This window comes from Flavobacterium sp. EDS (assembly GCF_020991525.1).
Lineage (GTDB): Bacteria > Bacteroidota > Bacteroidia > Flavobacteriales > Flavobacteriaceae > Flavobacterium.
The window spans coordinates 409,533-427,579 of the sequence record NZ_JAJMOZ010000001.1 but is presented as its reverse complement, the minus strand read 5'-3'; the positions used below and the strand labels follow the sequence as shown (position 1 = coordinate 427,579).

Here is an 18,047-nt window from a genome sequence, read left to right as displayed (position 1 = left end):
AAATAATTAATTAAGTCATTTTACAATACTAATTATAAAAAGAGTCTTATTCATTTATAGTTTATCACTGCTAATTTTTGAGTTAATCATTTATTCTTTTAATAAAACCGAGTTTAACAAATAACCTTTGCACTATGAAAATAATAAAAAGTATAAATATAGTAAGACGTAATTTGATGCATCGTTTAACCAAAAACATTAGCTATACGAAACCCTCTAAAAAAAGTGATTTAATAATTAAACCCGATATTAAAAGAGTCTTAATTTCCAGACCTAATGCTCGATTAGGAAACTTATTATTAATTACCCCGTTATTAGAAGAAGTTATAAATACATTTCCAGGATGCAAAATAGATCTATTTGTAAAAGGAAGCCTGGCTCCTATTCTATTCGAAAACTATGATAATGTCGATACAATAATCCAACTACCTAAAAAGCCTTTTAAGAGTTTACTTCAATACATTAAAGTCTGGATATCACTTCGACAACAACATTATGACATTGCAATTAATGTAGATAAAAATTCATCCTCTGGAAGACTTTCAGTAAAATTTTCAAATTCAAAATTCAAATTCTTTGGAGATCCTACTACTGAAGACATTCAATTAAAATACAATGATTATGATCATATTGCAAAATACCCTGTATATAATTTTAGAAGTTTTTTAAATGAAATAGGTTTTATTCCTAGTGATACTCCTATTTCAGCGTTAAACCTTAGATTAAGTAATTCTGAAATCACTGAAGGTAAAAAAATATTAGAAAACTTGATCGATAATGACAAAAAGACAATTTGCATTTATACCTATGCCACTGGCGATAAATGCCATTCGAAATCTTGGTGGGGGAAATTTTACAAAAAACTAAAAACTCAATATCCCAATCATAATATTATTGAAATTTTACCTATCGAAAATGTCTCACAAATAGACTTTAAAGCCACTCATTTTTACAGTAAAGATATTCGTCAAATTGGTGCATTAATTGCGAATACTGAGGCTTTCATTGGAGCTGATTCTGGGATCATGCACTTAGCAAGTTCTGTACAAACTCCTACAGTCGGTTTATTCTCAATTAGTGAGCAAAAAAAATATGAGCCTTATTGTAATCATAGTATAGCTATAAATACTAACAAAACTTCTATTTTACAATCTATAAAAATAATAGCATACATGATTAGTCATAATTTATCGCTTAGAGTTACTACTACATCTACAATTATCGCTTTTTCTTAAGTAAATTTTTGATTTTTAGTAACTATATTAAATTTTAATCGTCTATTACTAATATATACTTAAAATATAGTAACCAAAAATCATCAATCATCATGAAAAAAAAATCAAATCACTCTTTATTTAAAGTGCTTATTTTCAGTGTTCTTTTTCAGTTAATCTTAACAAACACAAGTATTGCACAAACCAAGGCCGACAAAATAAATGAACTACTAAGCTTATATTCAAAATACGATCAGTTTACAGGTACTGCCCTTGTAACAGAAAATGGTCAGATTATTTATAAAAAAGGCTTTGGATTAGCCAATATGGAATGGAAAATCCCCAACCAGCCTAATACAAAATTCAGATTAGGCTCTATTACTAAACAATTTACTGCCCTAGCAATACTCCAACTAGTGGAACAAGGAAAACTTAAACTAGATGTTCCAATATCTACTTATCTTCCTGACTACTCTAAAACTAATGGCGACAAAATAACCATTCATCAATTACTAACACACACAGCGGGAATACCTAATTACACTTCATTTCCTAATTTTTTTCCAGATATTAGCAGAAATCCATATACGCCAGAAGTTTTTATAAAGACATTTGCTGATTTACCACTTCAATTCAAACCAGGAGAAAAATTTGCTTATAGCAACTCTGGCTATTTTGTATTGGGTTACATCATAGAAAAAGTTACAGGAAAAACTTATGAGCAATACCTGCAAGAAAACATTTTCACACCACTTAAGATGATTAATTCCGGATACGACCATCATAGTGACATTATAGAAAATAGAGCTACTGGATATGAAAGAAACGGAAAAGCCTATGTAAACTCACGTTATATAGATATGTCTCTTCCTTACGCAGCTGGTTCTCTATATTCGACTGTAGAAGATCTATACTTATGGGATCAAGCTCTTTATTCTGAAAAACTACTATCAGCTAAATACAGAGATTTATTATTTGGCAAATACATTCCTGCTGGACCGCCATCTTATTATGGATACGGCTGGTCTATTGAAGATATCAACATTGGAGAATCAGACGAAAAAGTACAAATTGTCGAACACGGTGGAGGCATAAATGGTTTCAATACATTAATCACCCGAATTCCTTTATCTAAAGATCTGATAGTTTTATTAAATAATACTGGCGGAGCAAGTCTTAATGAGATGTGTCGTGCAATAAGAGCTATTTTATATGACAAACCATATGACATGCCTAAGAAATCTAGTGCATATGTTTTTTTAGATATTATTAAATCCCAAGGACTAGAAGCTGGCTTAGCAAAACTAAAAGAACTCAACAAATCTGATGAATATGCTATTAAGGAAAACGAAATGAACAGTGCTGGATATCAATTATTACAATCAGGAAAAACCAAAGAAGCTATAGCTGTTTTTAAAATAAATGCAGACACTTTTCCTAAATCTGGTAATGTATATGATAGCTTAGGTGAAGCTTATTTAAAAGATGGAGACAAAAAAACTTGCTATTATAAACTATAGAAAGTCATTACAGTTTGATCCAAAAAATGAAAATGCGAAAAAAGTATTAGAAGAAATATCAAAATAACGATTTTAACAAACTTATTAGAACAACTGTAATTTTTCTAAATTGCAGTTTTCTTTTATAAAACCACAACTATGATGAGCTCTAAGCCTAAAACCATTGATGAATATATAGCTAGCTTTCCAACTGAGATTCAGGAAATACTGGAACAAGTCCGCCAAACAATAAAAAAAGTGGCTCCTACTGCCGAAGAAAAAATAAGTTATGCTATTCCTACTTTTACTCTTAATGGAAATTTAGTCCATTTTGCTGCTTTCAAAAATCATATCGGTTTTTATGCAATGCCTTCTGGAAATGAAGCGTTCAAGCATGAACTATCTACTTATAAAAAAGGAAAAGGTTCAATTCAATTCCCAATAAACAAACCAATGCCTTTGGATTTAATAACTAAGATTGTAAATTTTCGAGTTAAAGAAAATTTAGAAAAAATAAAAAAATAGCTATTCTAAAATGAGTAGTTAAGGCAATATCTTCAGTAAATATTTTATTCTAAAATACGATTAACTTGAGTAAAGTTTCTTTCGTAATATGCCTCTTTTGTCGAAGACACAATAACACCACGATGTACCGATGAATGAATAAATTTAATTTCACCATCGTTGGCTTCTATTACCATTCCAACATGATTTATCTGACGTCTTCCATTTGTTTTAAAGAAGATTAGATCTCCTTTTTTTGCCTCTTCTGAAGCAATTTTAACTCCAATACGAGATTGTTCAATAGAACTTCTAGGTAACTTAATATCAAAACTACCAAATGTTGTTACCATTAAACCTGAACAATCGAAACCTGATCTAGTTGTACCACCTGAGCGATAACGAACTCCTACATTTTCGGTTGCGTTTAAAACCAATTGGTTTAATAAATCTGAGTTATGAGTAAATCTTCCTTCAGTTGTTGTAGCAGTATCTTTTACAACTACTGTTGCTACTGCAGTAGCGGTATTATCAATTGAAGTTTTAGCTTCTTCTTGTACATTATTCTCAACGTAAGTTCCTGAAGGATGAATTTTTAAAACGGAACCTACTGGTAATCTCTTTTTTATAAACGGATTTTGTTTTTCTAATTCAGCAACTGTAAGCCCGTATTGTTTAGCAATTGCATATTTAGTTTCTTTAGGCAAAACTTTCCGTACAACTTCAGCTTCTACCGTTTTTTCAATTATCTCTGGTTGAGTTGTAGTAATTGTTGCATTCTCCAATGAAGCTATTTCTTCTTGAGAATTGGCTTTTATAATTGGCTTAGCATTTCCTGGTATTATAATTTGCTGCCCTATTTTAAGTCCTTCGCTCTCTAATTTTGGATTGGCTTTTTTAAGATCTTCAACTGTAAGTTGGTATTGCTTTGAAATCCCATACAATGTTTCTTTTGCTAAAATTTCATGTGTAGTAGTTTCTTGAAGACTATTTGTTACATTACTTGCAATTACTTCTTTGGTCTTTTTTGTTTTATTAGCAATCGTTTTCTTTGAATTTGGTATTAGCAAGATTGAATTCAGTTTCAATAACTGGCTTGCTTTAGGATTTAAATCAAGAATTTCTTTTACTTTAACATTATATTTTTTTGCTATTACACTAACATTCTCTCCTTTAGTAATTTTATGCTTGATATATTTTTCTTGCGAAAAAACACCAAAACTAAAAAAAAACAACGCTAATACTAGTCCAAAACTTTTCATGCTACTCAAATTACATTCGCAGATTCTAATTTGATTTATTGAAAAAACCAAAACATCAATCTAAATTACTTAAAAAGCTAATTTAATTTTTTAAACTAAAAATTGCTAATTTTTAACAACTCTTTATATTCAAATTAACAAATTTCGCATAAAACATAATCATTCTATATTAATTCAATTATTTTTTATTGAAAAATATTCTTACTTTTAAAGAATGAATAATCAATTAAAATAATGATTCCTTGAGAAAATTAATTTTTATTTTCATCCTTTTTCCTGCAATATTTATTGCTCAAAATATAAAAGGCAATGTAATTTCTCTGAAAGACAATCTTCCGGTTGAAGACACCAATGTATTTGCATTATCTAGTAAAGCTGGAACTATAACCAATGAAAGTGGTAAATTTAGTTTGAAAGTTCATCCTGAATTCAAAGACGATGAAACATTAGAATTTTCTCATATTGGCTACATCACTAAAAAAATTTCTTTAAGCTACCTGATAAAGAATAATTACAAAGTTTTTCTTGAAGAAGAGGTACAAAATTTATTAGGTGTTACAATTGCCACCAATCCTAAATTAAAAACAAAACTTGCTTTTACAGAAATAACTTCTTTGAAACATCCTGTTTATTCATTTGGATCTTTTTTAAAAGACGACAAAATTTATATTAGTGGCGGTGACGCTTATCCTGAAATTGATCACATGGCTAAAGTGCGAGCAAAAATAGCCACCCCTACCTTTCAGGATTTTTTTAATGAAGGAAAATGGGCAACTAAACGACATTACAAAAAGTATCTTTCTATTTATGATATCAAAACCAACTCTTGGGAATTCCCTGATTTAAAACTACAGGTTAGGGCGTATCATAACATTCATTTCTACAACAATTTGATTTATATTTTGGGAGGAAAAAAAATGTTCGTAAATGAAGTAAGTAGTTGGGAATACTTACAAGATCAAATAGAAGTTTTAGATCTTGAAAAACGTAGCGTTAAAGTCGACAAAACAAATCCACATCAAGCTGCTGATTTTGCTTCTTTTACTTATAAGGATAATATTGTTGTAATGGGAGGTTCTATAAAAGCAACTGAAAGTGGTGTAAAAGATTTTACAAATAAAGTGCATCTGTACAATATTACTTCCGGATATTGGTATGAACTTACGAGCATGCCAACGGCAGAAGAAACTACCGGAATACTGATAGACGATACAATTTACCTTATTGGCGGAAATAACGGAAAACCAATATCTAAAATAGAAACCTTTGATTTAGTATCAGAAAAATGGCAAACTGAGGGGGAACTATTTTCAGGATTAGAAAGACCTGCTATTGCTTACAATGACGATATTATTTATTTTTTTGAGGATGAAAAAATGTATACTTACAATCTAAAATCAAAGCTATTAAAAGAATACGAAATCAACCTTCCTATAAAATATTCAGCCATGTATTATAACGATAATAAATTATATATTTTGGGCGGACGTATTGACAATAGTTACTCTAAAATTCCTTCTGCAAAAGTTTTTAGTATAGATTTAAATGAATTTAAATTAACAAATCCGAATAAGATTAAAAGCTTATCTCAAGAAACAACTCTGGCAAAAATACAGGGTTAGTTTTATAATGTCAGAGTTATAATGTGTGAAATTATAATACCTGACAGATAAAAAAATTCTTGGAGATCTTTAACTAAATTTCTTTTTCAAATAGACTTCCTTGCCCAGATAAAAGCAGCATCCTTTTCTTTTTTCCTAAAAAAAGAAAAGATATAACGGATAGCTGGACCCGAGCGATACGAACCGACGAAGTAAATGACTTCAAATAAAAAACTCCCAAGTTACCTTGAGAGTTTTTAATATAGTTTAAATCTTTAATTACGCTTTTCCTGCAGCAATTAAATTTAATGCTGAACCAGCTACAAACCAGCCAATTTGTCCTGCATTATACGTATGATTTGCTAAGATTATATCTTTAGTCCCATTTGCGTGAACGAATTCTAACGTTAATGGTTTTCCTGGAGCAAAATCTACTAAATCAACAAAATTGATTGTATCATCTTCTTGGATTTTATCATAATCTGCTTCGTTAGCAAATGTTAATCCTAAAAGCCCTTGTTTTTTAAGGTTAGTTTCATGAATACGAGCAAAAGATTTCACCAATACTGCTTTAACTCCTAAGAAACGTGGCTCCATTGCTGCATGCTCACGTGAAGAACCTTCTCCGTAGTTATGATCTCCCACAACAACAGACGGAACTCCTGCAGCTTTGTATGCACGGGCCACTGCTGGAACTGCATCGTAAGTTCCTGTTAGTTGATTTTTAACTGAATTCGTTTTTTGGTTGAATGCATTTACTGCACCAATCAACATATTGTTAGAAATATTATCCAAATGTCCACGGAAACGCAACCATGGTCCAGCCATAGAAATATGATCTGTAGTACATTTTCCGAACGCTTTGATTAACAATTTTGCTCCTGTTATGTTTTTACCATCCCAAGCATCAAACGGTGCTAACAACTGTAAACGCTCTGATGTTGGACTTACAACTACCTGAACTCCTGAGCCATCTGCAGCCGGAACCTGGAATCCTGGATCTTTAACATCAAATCCTTTTGGAGGCAATTCGTCTCCAGTAGGCTCATCTAACATTACTTCTTCTCCATCTTCATTGATCAAAGTATCCGTTAATGGATTAAAACTTAAATCTCCTGCGATAGCCATAGCAGTTACCAATTCTGGCGAACCTACGAATGCTAATGTATTTGGATTACCATCGGCACGCTTTGAGAAGTTACGGTTAAAAGAGTGAACGATTGTATTTCTTTCTTCTTTCTCTGCTCCTTCTCTATCCCACATACCAATACATGGTCCGCAAGCGTTAGCAAAAACTGTCGCTCCAATTTTATGGAATGTATCGATAAAACCATCACGCTCGATTGTATAACGAACTACCTCTGAACCTGGAGTAATTGTGAACTGTGATTTTGTTTTTAATTTTTTAGCAGAAACTTGTCTTGCTAAAGATGCTGCACGTGCAATATCTTCGTAAGATGAGTTTGTACAAGAACCAATTAAACCAACTTCAATTTTTAATGGCCAATTATTTTTGATTGCCGCTTCTTTCATTTTAGAAATTGGAGTAGCTAAATCTGGTGTAAAAGGTCCGTTTAAGTGTGGCTCTAATTCTGTCAAGTTAATTTCGATAACTTGATCAAAATATTGCTCTGGATTTGCATATACTTCTGGATCTCCTGTTAAGTAAGGAGCTATTTTATCTGCAGCATCTGCAACATCTGCTCTGTTTGTAGAACGTAGGTAACGACTCATAGAAGCATCGTATCCAAAAGTTGAAGTCGTTGCTCCAATCTCAGCCCCCATATTACAAATAGTCCCTTTTCCTGTACATGACATAGAAGTAGCACCTTCTCCAAAATATTCAACAATAGCACCAGTACCACCTTTTACAGTAAGAATTCCAGCAACTTTAAGGATAACATCTTTAGGAGCTGTCCATCCTGATAATTTACCAGTTAATTTTACTCCAATTAATTTAGGGAATTTTAATTCCCATGCCATTCCTGACATAACATCTACTGCATCGGCTCCACCAACACCAATAGCAACCATTCCTAATCCTCCTGCATTTACAGTATGTGAATCGGTACCAATCATCATTCCTCCTGGAAAAGCATAATTTTCAAGTACTACTTGGTGAATAATTCCTGCTCCTGGCTTCCAGAAACCAATTCCGTATTTATTAGAAACTGATGAAAGAAAATCAAACACTTCATTACTTTGTGTTTTTGCTCTAGCCAAATCGGTTACAGCATCTACTTTAGCTTGAATTAAGTGATCACAATGTACTGTTGTAGGAACTGCTACTTTTGATTTACCTGCATGCATAAATTGCAACAATGCCATTTGTGCAGTTGCATCTTGACATGCAACGCGATCGGGTGCAAAATCAACATAATCAACTCCTCTTCCAAACGCCTTGGTTGGAGTTCCATCCCAAAGGTGATTGTACAAAATTTTCTCCGTTAAAGTAAGTGGACGACCAACAATTTCGCGTGCTTTATCAACACGACTTGGCATGTTGTCATACACTTTTTTAATCATTTCAATATCAAATGCCATAATATACTTGTTTTATTTTTATTCTTTTTTGAACATGACAAGTTACAAAAAATAGAGTAGCTGTAAAAGAAAAAGCCTGAGTTTATCACTCAGGCCTTTTATATATAATCATTATAACTTATCGTAAATTACATCACCAACAGTTTATGAGAAGGCGCAAACCTAGTCAAACTAATACCTTCTACAGCTACTGTATATTCAGCTAAAGTAGGAGTTCTACCTAAAATTGTAGATAAAACTACAACAGGCGTAGAAGAAAGTAACGATTCTCCTTTTTTACCTTCTGTATCCTCTACTACTCTTCCTTGGAAAAGACGAGTAGATGTTGCCATTACAGTATCTCCTTTTGAAGCTTTTTCTTGGTTACCCATACAAAGATTACATCCAGGACGTTCTAGATACAACATGTTCTCATATTCTGTACGTGCAGCACCTTTAGGAGCGCTATCGTTAAATTCAAAACCTGAGTATTTCTGTAAAACTTCCCAGTCTCCTTCAGCCTTAAGTTCATCCACAATATTATATGTAGGCGGTGCTACAACAAGTGGTGCTTTAAACTCAACCTTACCGTGCTGTTCTTCTATATTTTTAAGCATTTGAGCAAGGATCTTCATATCGCCCTTGTGAACCATACAAGAACCAATAAATCCAAGATCTACTTTTTTCTCTCCTCCATAAAAAGATAATGGTCTGATTGTATCGTGAGTATATCTTTTAGAAACATCAGCATTATTCACGTCTGGATCAGCAATCATAGGCTCTATAATCTGATCCAAATCAACAACAACTTCAGCATAATACTTCGCATTTGCATCTGGAGTTAAAGCTGGCTTCTCAGCCGATTTAATTTCTGCAATTCTCTTATCTGCTTTATTAATCAATCCCTGAAGAACTTGTTTTTCATTATCCATTCCTTTATTGATCATAATCTGGATTCTGCTTTTTGCAATCTCAAGAGATTCAATTAAAGTATCATCTTCAGAAATACAAATAGAAGCTTTTGCTTTCATCTCTGCAGTCCAATCTGTAAACGTAAATGCCTGGTCAGCAGTAAGAGTACCAAGATGAACCTCGATAATTCTACCTTGGAACACATTCTCTCCACCAAACTTTTTAAGCATTTGTGCTTGTGTTGAATGAACTACATCACGGAAGTCCATATAATCTTTCATCTCTCCTTTAAACGTCACCTTTACAGATTCAGGAATTGGCATTGAAGCCTCACCTGTAGCAAGTGCAAGCGCTACTGTCCCAGAGTCTGCTCCAAAAGCTACACCTTTTGACATTCTTGTATGAGAGTCACCACCAATAATAATAGCCCACTCGTCTATTGTAATATCATTTAAGACTTTGTGAATTACATCCGTCATTGCATGATAAACACCTTTCGGATCACGTGCAGTGATTAAACCGAAATCATTCATAAATTTCATCAATTTTGGAATGTTTGCCTGAGCTTTTTTATCCCATACTGAAGCAGTATGACAACCTGATTGGTATGCACCGTCAACAATTGGAGAAATTACTGTAGCCGCCATAGACTCTAACTCCTGAGCTGTCATAAGCCCAGTAGTATCTTGCGAACCTACAATATTAACTTCTACACGAACATCTGAACCAGCATGTAATACTTTACCTGGAGCTATACCAACAGCATTTTTGTTGAAGATTTTTTCTACTGCTGTAAGACCTTGTCCTTCAAGAGAAATCTCTTTTGATGGAGCAAATACAAGAGGAGCCTCAATTTCTAAAATTTTAGCTGCTAATGTCTGAAGTTTTTTACCAAATACAATTGCATATGACCCTCCAGCCTTTATAAATTCCATTTTCTGAGGTGTAAAAGCCTTAGAAATATCAATTAATTCTTTGTCTCCGTTATAAAGCTTTTTTGTTTTAGTGTTTATAGTAAGCACTGTACCTGTAGCAACTGAATATGCTTCTTCCAGAATTGGTTCATTATTCTCATTACGAATAACATTCCCATCTGCATCAAGCTTTTTAACCCAGTTTTTAAGGTCTAAACCAATACCCCCCGTAACATCCACAGTTGTTAAGAAAATCGGAGAAATACCGTTTGTTCCCCCAACGATTGGAGCTATATTAACAAATGGAATATATGGGCTTGCTTGTTTTCCTGTCCAAAGTGCCACGTTGTTTACACCTGACATTCTAGAAGAACCAACTCCCATTGTACCTTTTTCTGCAATTAACATCACACTTTTATCAGGATGCTGTGCTTGTAATGCCTTAATTTCTTCTTGTGCTTTAGGTGTAATCATACACTGCCCATGAAGTTCACGATCAGAACGTGAGTGAGCCTGATTACCTGGAGATAATAAATCCGTAGAAATATCACCTTCGCCTGCAATAAAAGTAACTACTTTAATTTCTTCAACTACCTCTGGCAATTTAGTAAAAAACTCTGCCTGTGCGTAGCTTTTAATAATTTCTATAGCAACTGGATTACCATTTTTAAATGCCTCTTTTAAACGATCTGTGTCTGCCTCGTAAAGGTAAACTTGTGTTTTAAGAACATTTCCTGCTTCTTTTGCAATAGCAGCATCATTACCTAAAGCTAAATCTAACAACACTTCAATAGAAGGTCCACCCTTCATGTGCGATAATAACTCAAATGCAAAAGCTGGTGTTATTTCTTTCACTTCAGATTCTCCAAGAATAATCTCTTTTAAAAACTTAGCTTTTACACCTGCAGCACTTGTAGTACCTGGTATAGTGTTATAAATAAAGTGTTTAATAGATTCTTCACGATACTCGTTATCTAAATCTTTAATTTGAGCAATAATCACGCTTAACAACTCAGCACCATCTATTGGCTTCGGGTGAAGACCTTGGTCTTTTCGTTCTGCAATCTCTTTAATGTAATCGTTATAAGTATTCATAATCGAAGTCTTTTCTAAGTATCTTATTTTTTTGTACGCAAATTTAAAAATTAAAGCCGAGAATTAAAAAAAATATAACAGAACTCGCCTTTTCAAAAGTTATTATTAAAAAATAACGATTTACATTGCGTAAATTTAGCAAAATTGCATTTTAACGTCAAAATATTAAATTATTAATAATATAAAATCCTTTCTTTGACAAAGTCGAAATTCTTTATTCCAAAGAAAAAGGTTCTTTGCTATGTTTTAAGCAAAGAACCTTTCTAAATAAGTGTTTTTATAACGTTATAGTAGCTTCTGAATTATAATTTCTTCTGTAATTCCTTCAGCATCGGCTTTGTAATTTTTAATGATTCGATGTCTCAAAATACCAGTTGCTACCGCTTTTACATCTTCTATATCTGGCGAAAATTTTCCATTGAATGCAGCATGCGCTTTGGCCGCCAAAATTAAATTTTGCGAAGCTCTCGGTCCTGCCCCCCAATCTAGATAATTTTTAACAAAATCATTCGTCAAACTATTATCAGGACGGGTTTTACTAACCAAAGTTACCGCATACTCTATCACATTATCTGCTACAGGGATTCTACGGATTAAATGTTGGAAATCGATAATTTCCTGGGCCGTAAACAACGGGTTAATTACACTTGTATTATCTGAAGTAGTACGTTTTACAACTTGCACTTCTTCTTCAAAACTTGGATACTCTAATTTTATAGCAAACATAAAACGATCCAATTGTGCTTCTGGCAAAGGATAAGTTCCTTCTTGCTCAATAGGGTTTTGTGTTGCTAATACAAAATAAGGCAAGTCTAATTTATGATTTTCACCAGCTATCGTTACTGAACGTTCCTGCATTGCTTCTAGTAAAGCCGCTTGTGTTTTTGGCGGTGTTCTATTAATCTCATCTGCCAAAATGATATTCGAAAAAACAGGCCCTTTTATAAACTTGAATCGTCTGTTTTCATCCAAAATTTCACTTCCTAAAATATCTGACGGCATCAAATCTGGAGTAAATTGAATTCTCTTAAAATCAAGTCCTAAAGCCTGTGACAGTGTATTTATCAATAATGTTTTTGCTAATCCTGGGACACCTATCAAAAGAGCATGCCCTCCAGAAAAAATGCAAATCAAAATTTGATCTACAACATCATCCTGACCTACAATTATTTTTGCGATTTCAGTTTTTAATTCATTACGTTTTTGGACTAAGTTATGAATTGCAGTTACATCAGACATCTTATGAATGTATTTAAAATTAAAAAGAGTTAGTTCTATGAATTCATAAAACTAACTCTTTTTATTTATTTTATAAAAATTATTTTTTCAACCAATTATTAGTAAAGGCACAATCTCTGTACTCTCCAATAATTTTAATATAAGTTTCTTTTATTTTTTCATCAAACCATTTTGCAATAGCATTGATCTGTTTTTCCTTTAAAGCTAAATCTTTAATCTTGATATAATCTTTACCATAATCAGCAACATGCTCTTCGATTCTATTCGTTACAGTAATTAACTTATATGTTTTTTTACCCTTATCATCTGTATTCAAAATTGGTTGCGAAACATCAGTATCTTTTAAATTTGAAACCTGAGAATATAATGTAGGATCCATTTTTGTTAATTCAAAACGTGTATCCTGCGTATTTGGATTAATTAATGCTCCACCATTTGCACGTGTTTCTTTTTCGTCTGAATCTGCTCTTGCAGCTTCAGCAAAAGTAACTTTCTTATCTACTATTTTTTCTCTAATTGCTGTGATTCTTTCTTTTGCTTCTTTCAAAGCCTCTTCAGAAACAGCCGGAGCAATTATGATATGTCGTAACTCTACCTCTTGTCCTTTAATCTTATCAATTTTTATAATATGAAATCCAAAAATAGTTTCAAAAGGAGCTGAAATTTCCCCTTCTTGAAGACTAAAAGCAACATCCTTAAATTCTTTTACGAAAGCTGTCTTTCTATTCATCTTATAATATCCTCCATTTGAGCTAGAACCTGGATCTTGTGAATACAAAACGGCTTTAGTTGCAAAACTAGCGCCATCCTCTACATCTTTTTTAATACTGTTGAGCCTGTCTATAACTTTTTGCTTGTCTTCTTTAGAAACTTTAGGTTCCACTACAATCTGTGCTACTTCCATTTCTGCTCCAAAAGTTGGCAATTCATCCTTCGGTATTTTTTTAAAGAAATTACGAACCTCTTCTGGAGTAATCTCTACTCCATCAATAATTTTCTTTTGCATCTCTGATGCTAACTTTTGCTCTTTTAAGATATCTGCAAAATAAGTTCTAAACTCTTCAACAGAATTCTTTTTGTAATACTGAACTACCTTGTTTATATCTCCGATTTGCTGAACCATATAAGTCAATCGTTCTTCCATCATACCTTTTACTTCAGCATCACTTACAATAATACTGTCCTGAATAGCCTGATGTGCATATAGCTTATCTTCCAAAAGTTTTCCAAGCATTTGACATCTTGAAATATCTTTAACCGATCCTCCTTGACCACTAATTTCTAAATAACTTTTATCAATATCTGAATCTAAAATAATATAATCACCTACTGTAGCGATAATACCATCTATTTTTTGTTTTTGATTACTTTTAACTACAACTGGTTTTTTAACAACTGTATCTTTAATAATTTCTTGCGCTCTGGTTAGCGAAGTGAAAAGAAGCAAAAAACTTATTGTAAATACAAATTGACAATTGATAGTTTTTATTCGTAATTTTTTTAATAGCATTATTTTTAAAATTTAATTTTAATGTAAAGAAGCTTTATTATTTAGCATTATTTCGGTTACAAATATAGTAAACCGAATATTTCAATATATATTTTAAATGTTCAGAAAATAAAAATCTTTACAAATCTAACAAACATTGCTTAATTAACTTATAACGAACAAAAATAACAATTCAATCACATAATACAAGTTAACTTATTACTATTAACAAAAAATTATATGCTATCAAAAAAAATCTCGTATCTAAAAATTAATCACATCTAATATTTGGAATAATTTATAAGATCTCTCAAACTCTTTTCTACTCTAATCTAGATTAACCCCTATCAAAACCCATCCGCAAGAAACTCATTTTAAACCAAATAACTTAAAGTTTTCAACACTACAACGTTTTCGCTTCAAAATTAAAATCTTCAAATGCTTACACAAGCTAATTTTACCTACATTCGATATGTGATTACTGTTATTTGTCCCAAAAATATACAAATAAATCAAACTTTATATTTATTATTTAATTAATCACAATTTTATCACCCAAATCTACAATTAACCTAAAAAACCATTTAATTATGAAAAAACAAATTGTAAAGCTTTATTTAATTAGTGCTCTAACAGCTTTTTTTTATTCTTGTAGCTCAAACGAAAATACTGACTCGGAAATTGAAGCTGCGAATTCCAAATTTAAAGTTATAAATGTCACCAATCATGATGGCCGCCCGTTCAGCACAGGAACTTCCACTACAGGAAAATATGTTGCAAATCCGGGTGGAGGAGTAATGATGCAAGCTTTTTATTGGGATGTTCCTGCTGGTGGAAATTGGTGGAATACTATTAATACTAAAATTACGGATTGGTCAAATGCTGGAATTGGTTCCATTTGGTTACCACCTGCATCAAAGGCACAAAATGGTGCTTTTTCGATGGGTTATGATCCAACTGATTATTTTGATTTTGGAGATTATAATCAAAATGGATCTGTAGAAACTCGATTTGGATCTAAAACAGAATTGGTCAGTTTGATCACCAAAGCCCACGCTGAAAACATGCAGGTTTATGCTGATATTGTAATTAACCATAATAGTGGCGGGCAATCGGAAGCAAATCCGTTTACAGGAACCAATACTTGGACCAACTTTAGCGGAGTTTCTTCAGGAAAATTCACTCGTAATTATAATGACTTTTATAAAAATAGTTATGGTAATAATGACGAAGGCTCTTTTGGTGGTTTCCCAGATTTATGCCACGCAAATCCTCATGTACAAGATTGGTTATGGCTTAGAGCTGATGGGGTCGGTAAATATTATAAAAATACTATGAAATTTGATGGTTGGAGATTTGATTACGTTAAAGGATTTGGTGCGTGGGTTGTAAACGCCTGGAATGCAAATGTAGGTGGCTTTTCTGTTGGCGAATTATGGGATTCGAATGTAAACGTATTAAATGACTGGGCTAATAATGCTAATAGTTCAGTTTTTGATTTTGCTTGTTATTATAAAATGAATGATGCCTTTGATGGAAATAATCTTGCTCTATTAAATGACGATATGATGTGGAAAAGAAACCCATACAAAGCTGTTACTTTTGTTACCAATCATGACACTGACGAAATTTCGAATAAATTATTGGCTTACTCCTATATATTAACTCATGAAGGATATCCAACTATTTTTTATAGAGACTACGAAGAATGGCTTGATAAAAATAAATTAAACAACCTTATCTGGATTCATAACAACAAAGCCACTGGAACCACTTCTATTTTATACTCTGATAATGATGAATATATTGCCCGCAGAAACGGATATAACGGAAACCCTGGATTGGTAGTATACATCAACAATTCAACATCATGGCAGGAAAGATGGATTCAAACCAATTGGGCAAATACTCAAATCAAAGATTTTACAGGGAACTCAAGTTGGTACCCTACAACTCAAGCTGACCAATGGGTGAAAATTCAATGTCCTCCAAAAGGTTATACCATTTGGTCGATTAATAATTAATTATTACCTAATAAATACATTTAATTTTGAGGCTGATTATTTAAATCAGCCTCTTTTTTATTCAAACAACCAGATAATAACAACGTAGTTTCTAAACGAAACAGACTTAAATTAAGAAGCTACTATTTTTTTTAAGCCGTAATTAATAGTACTTTTGCAAACTATTGATATTAAATATGAGCTTTTTAAAAGAAATACAACGTAGGAGAACATTTGGAATTATTTCGCATCCCGATGCTGGTAAAACAACATTAACTGAAAAACTATTGTTATTTGGTGGTGCTATTCAGGAGGCTGGTGCAGTAAAAAACAATAAAATAAAAAAAGGAGCTACGAGTGATTTCATGGAAATTGAGCGTCAGAGAGGAATTTCGGTTTCTACCTCTGTATTGGCCTTTAATTATAAAGATAAAAAAATCAACATCCTTGATACACCTGGACACAAGGATTTTGCGGAGGATACTTTTAGAACTTTAACCGCTGTAGATAGTGTAATTGTAGTAATTGACGTTGCTAAAGGGGTTGAGGAACAAACGGAGAAATTAGTTGCTGTATGTAGAATGCGTAAAATTCCGATTATTGTTTTTATAAACAAATTAGATCGTGAAGGTAAAGATGCATTTGATTTGATGGATGAAGTAGAACAAAAATTAGGTTTGACTGTAACTCCATTAAGTTTCCCTATTGGTATGGGATATGATTTTCAAGGAATCTACAACCTTTGGGAACAAAACATCAATTTATTTAGTGGAGACAGCCGTAAAAACATTGAAGAAACCATAGCTTTCTCTGATGTACAAAACCCTGAACTAGAAAAAATCATTGGTCAAAAACCTGCTGATAGGCTACGTGAAGAATTAGAATTAATTGATGAAGTCTATCCTAAGTTTGATCGTCAGGATTATTTAGATGGAAAATTACAACCTGTATTCTTTGGTTCTGCTTTAAATAACTTTGGAGTACGCGAATTATTAGATTGTTTTGTTACAATTGCTCCTTCTCCAAGACCAAAAGAATCTGAAACACGTTTGGTTGAACCTACCGAAGAAAAAATGACAGGTTTTGTATTTAAAATACATGCCAATATGGATCCTAAACATAGAGATCGTTTAGCATTTATAAAGATCGTTTCTGGTACTTTCGAAAGAAATAAACCGTATTATCATGTACGTCAGAAAAAGAATTTAAAATTCTCTAGTCCGAATGCTTTTTTTGCTGAGAAAAAAGAAATTGTAGACATTTCATATCCTGGTGATATTGTTGGTCTGCATGATACAGGAAACTTTAAAATTGGAGATACATTAACTGAAGGTGAAGTAATGAGCTTTAAAGGAATTCCTAGCTTCTCTCCTGAGCACTTTAGATACATTAATAATGCCGATCCGATGAAAGCTAAGCAATTAGACAAAGGAATCGATCAATTAATGGATGAAGGTGTTGCGCAATTGTTTACTCTAGAAATGAATAACCGTAAGGTTATCGGAACTGTTGGTGCACTTCAGTATGAAGTAATTCAATATCGTTTGGAACATGAATATGGTGCAAAATGTACGTATGAAAATTTCCCTGTTCATAAAGCTTGCTGGGTTAAACCTGATGATGCTAAAAATGATGAATTCAAAGAATTTAAACGTATTAAACAAAAATTCTTAGCAAAAGACAAATACGGTCAATTGGTATTTTTAGCTGACTCGGACTTTACAATACAAATGACTCAAAATAAATATCCAAGTGTAAAATTATTTTTCACTTCTGAATTTGAATAATGTTATTA

At 32.5% G+C, this 18,047-nt stretch carries 11 protein-coding genes; 6 read left to right on the top strand and 5 right to left on the bottom strand.

Translation table 11 applies throughout. The annotated features are described in order from the left end of the window. Positions 1-134 precede the first annotated feature (134 nt). The 3 genes from LPB87_RS01850 (at position 135) to LPB87_RS01840 (ending at position 3,238) form a co-directional block, all read left to right on the top strand. Positions 135-1,235, top strand: a complete 1,101-nt coding sequence (locus tag LPB87_RS01850; RefSeq protein ID WP_129537477.1) for a glycosyltransferase family 9 protein — start codon at positions 135-137, stop codon at positions 1,233-1,235. A gap of 92 nt (positions 1,236-1,327) precedes the next feature. Continuing rightward, a complete protein-coding gene (locus LPB87_RS01845) occupies positions 1,328-2,734 on the top strand; it encodes a serine hydrolase domain-containing protein (RefSeq protein ID WP_230604637.1) in 1,407 nt (468 codons plus the stop codon). Positions 2,735-2,872: 138 nt separating this feature from the next. Next, positions 2,873-3,238, top strand: coding sequence for a DUF1801 domain-containing protein (locus LPB87_RS01840; protein WP_129537476.1), 366 nt, complete (start codon positions 2,873-2,875; stop codon positions 3,236-3,238). Positions 3,239-3,282: 44 nt separating this feature from the next. Here LPB87_RS01840 and LPB87_RS01835 read toward each other — a convergent pair whose 3' ends face one another. Beyond that, the gene (locus LPB87_RS01835) at positions 3,283-4,476 is read right to left on the bottom strand and encodes a peptidoglycan endopeptidase (protein ID WP_230604636.1); all 1,194 of its coding nucleotides are present in this window, start codon (positions 4,474-4,476) and stop codon (positions 3,283-3,285) included. Positions 4,477-4,718: 242 nt separating this feature from the next. Here LPB87_RS01835 and LPB87_RS01830 point away from each other — a divergent pair, with 242 nt between their 5' ends. Continuing rightward, entirely contained in the window at positions 4,719-6,098 is a 1,380-nt protein-coding gene (locus LPB87_RS01830; protein ID WP_230604635.1) for a carboxypeptidase-like regulatory domain-containing protein, read from the top strand. A 258-nt stretch (positions 6,099-6,356) separates the two neighbouring features. Here LPB87_RS01830 and LPB87_RS01825 read toward each other — a convergent pair whose 3' ends face one another. The 4 genes from LPB87_RS01825 to LPB87_RS01810 all read right to left on the bottom strand — a co-directional run bounded on the left by LPB87_RS01825 (position 6,357) and on the right by LPB87_RS01810 (position 14,270). Next, complete coding sequence (locus LPB87_RS01825; protein ID WP_230604632.1) at positions 6,357-8,621, bottom strand: aconitate hydratase; 2,265 nt, start codon at positions 8,619-8,621, stop codon at positions 6,357-6,359. 128 nt (positions 8,622-8,749) lie between these two features. After that, a complete protein-coding gene (locus tag LPB87_RS01820) occupies positions 8,750-11,521 on the bottom strand; it encodes a bifunctional aconitate hydratase 2/2-methylisocitrate dehydratase (RefSeq protein WP_230604631.1) in 2,772 nt (923 codons plus the stop codon). A gap of 285 nt (positions 11,522-11,806) precedes the next feature. After that, positions 11,807-12,760: a MoxR family ATPase gene (locus tag LPB87_RS01815; protein ID WP_230604629.1), complete on the bottom strand. Its 954-nt coding sequence runs from the start codon at positions 12,758-12,760 to the stop codon at positions 11,807-11,809. A 79-nt stretch (positions 12,761-12,839) separates the two neighbouring features. After that, on the bottom strand, positions 12,840-14,270 hold the full coding sequence (locus tag LPB87_RS01810) for a peptidylprolyl isomerase (RefSeq protein ID WP_129537474.1): 1,431 nt from the start codon (positions 14,268-14,270) through the stop codon (positions 12,840-12,842). A 569-nt stretch (positions 14,271-14,839) separates the two neighbouring features. Here LPB87_RS01810 and LPB87_RS01805 point away from each other — a divergent pair. Further along, a complete protein-coding gene (locus LPB87_RS01805; protein WP_230604627.1) occupies positions 14,840-16,273 on the top strand; it encodes an alpha-amylase in 1,434 nt (477 codons plus the stop codon). A gap of 176 nt (positions 16,274-16,449) precedes the next feature. Continuing rightward, entirely contained in the window at positions 16,450-18,039 is a 1,590-nt protein-coding gene (locus tag LPB87_RS01800) for a peptide chain release factor 3 (protein ID WP_129537472.1), read from the top strand. The last annotated feature ends 8 nt before the right edge of the window (positions 18,040-18,047 follow it).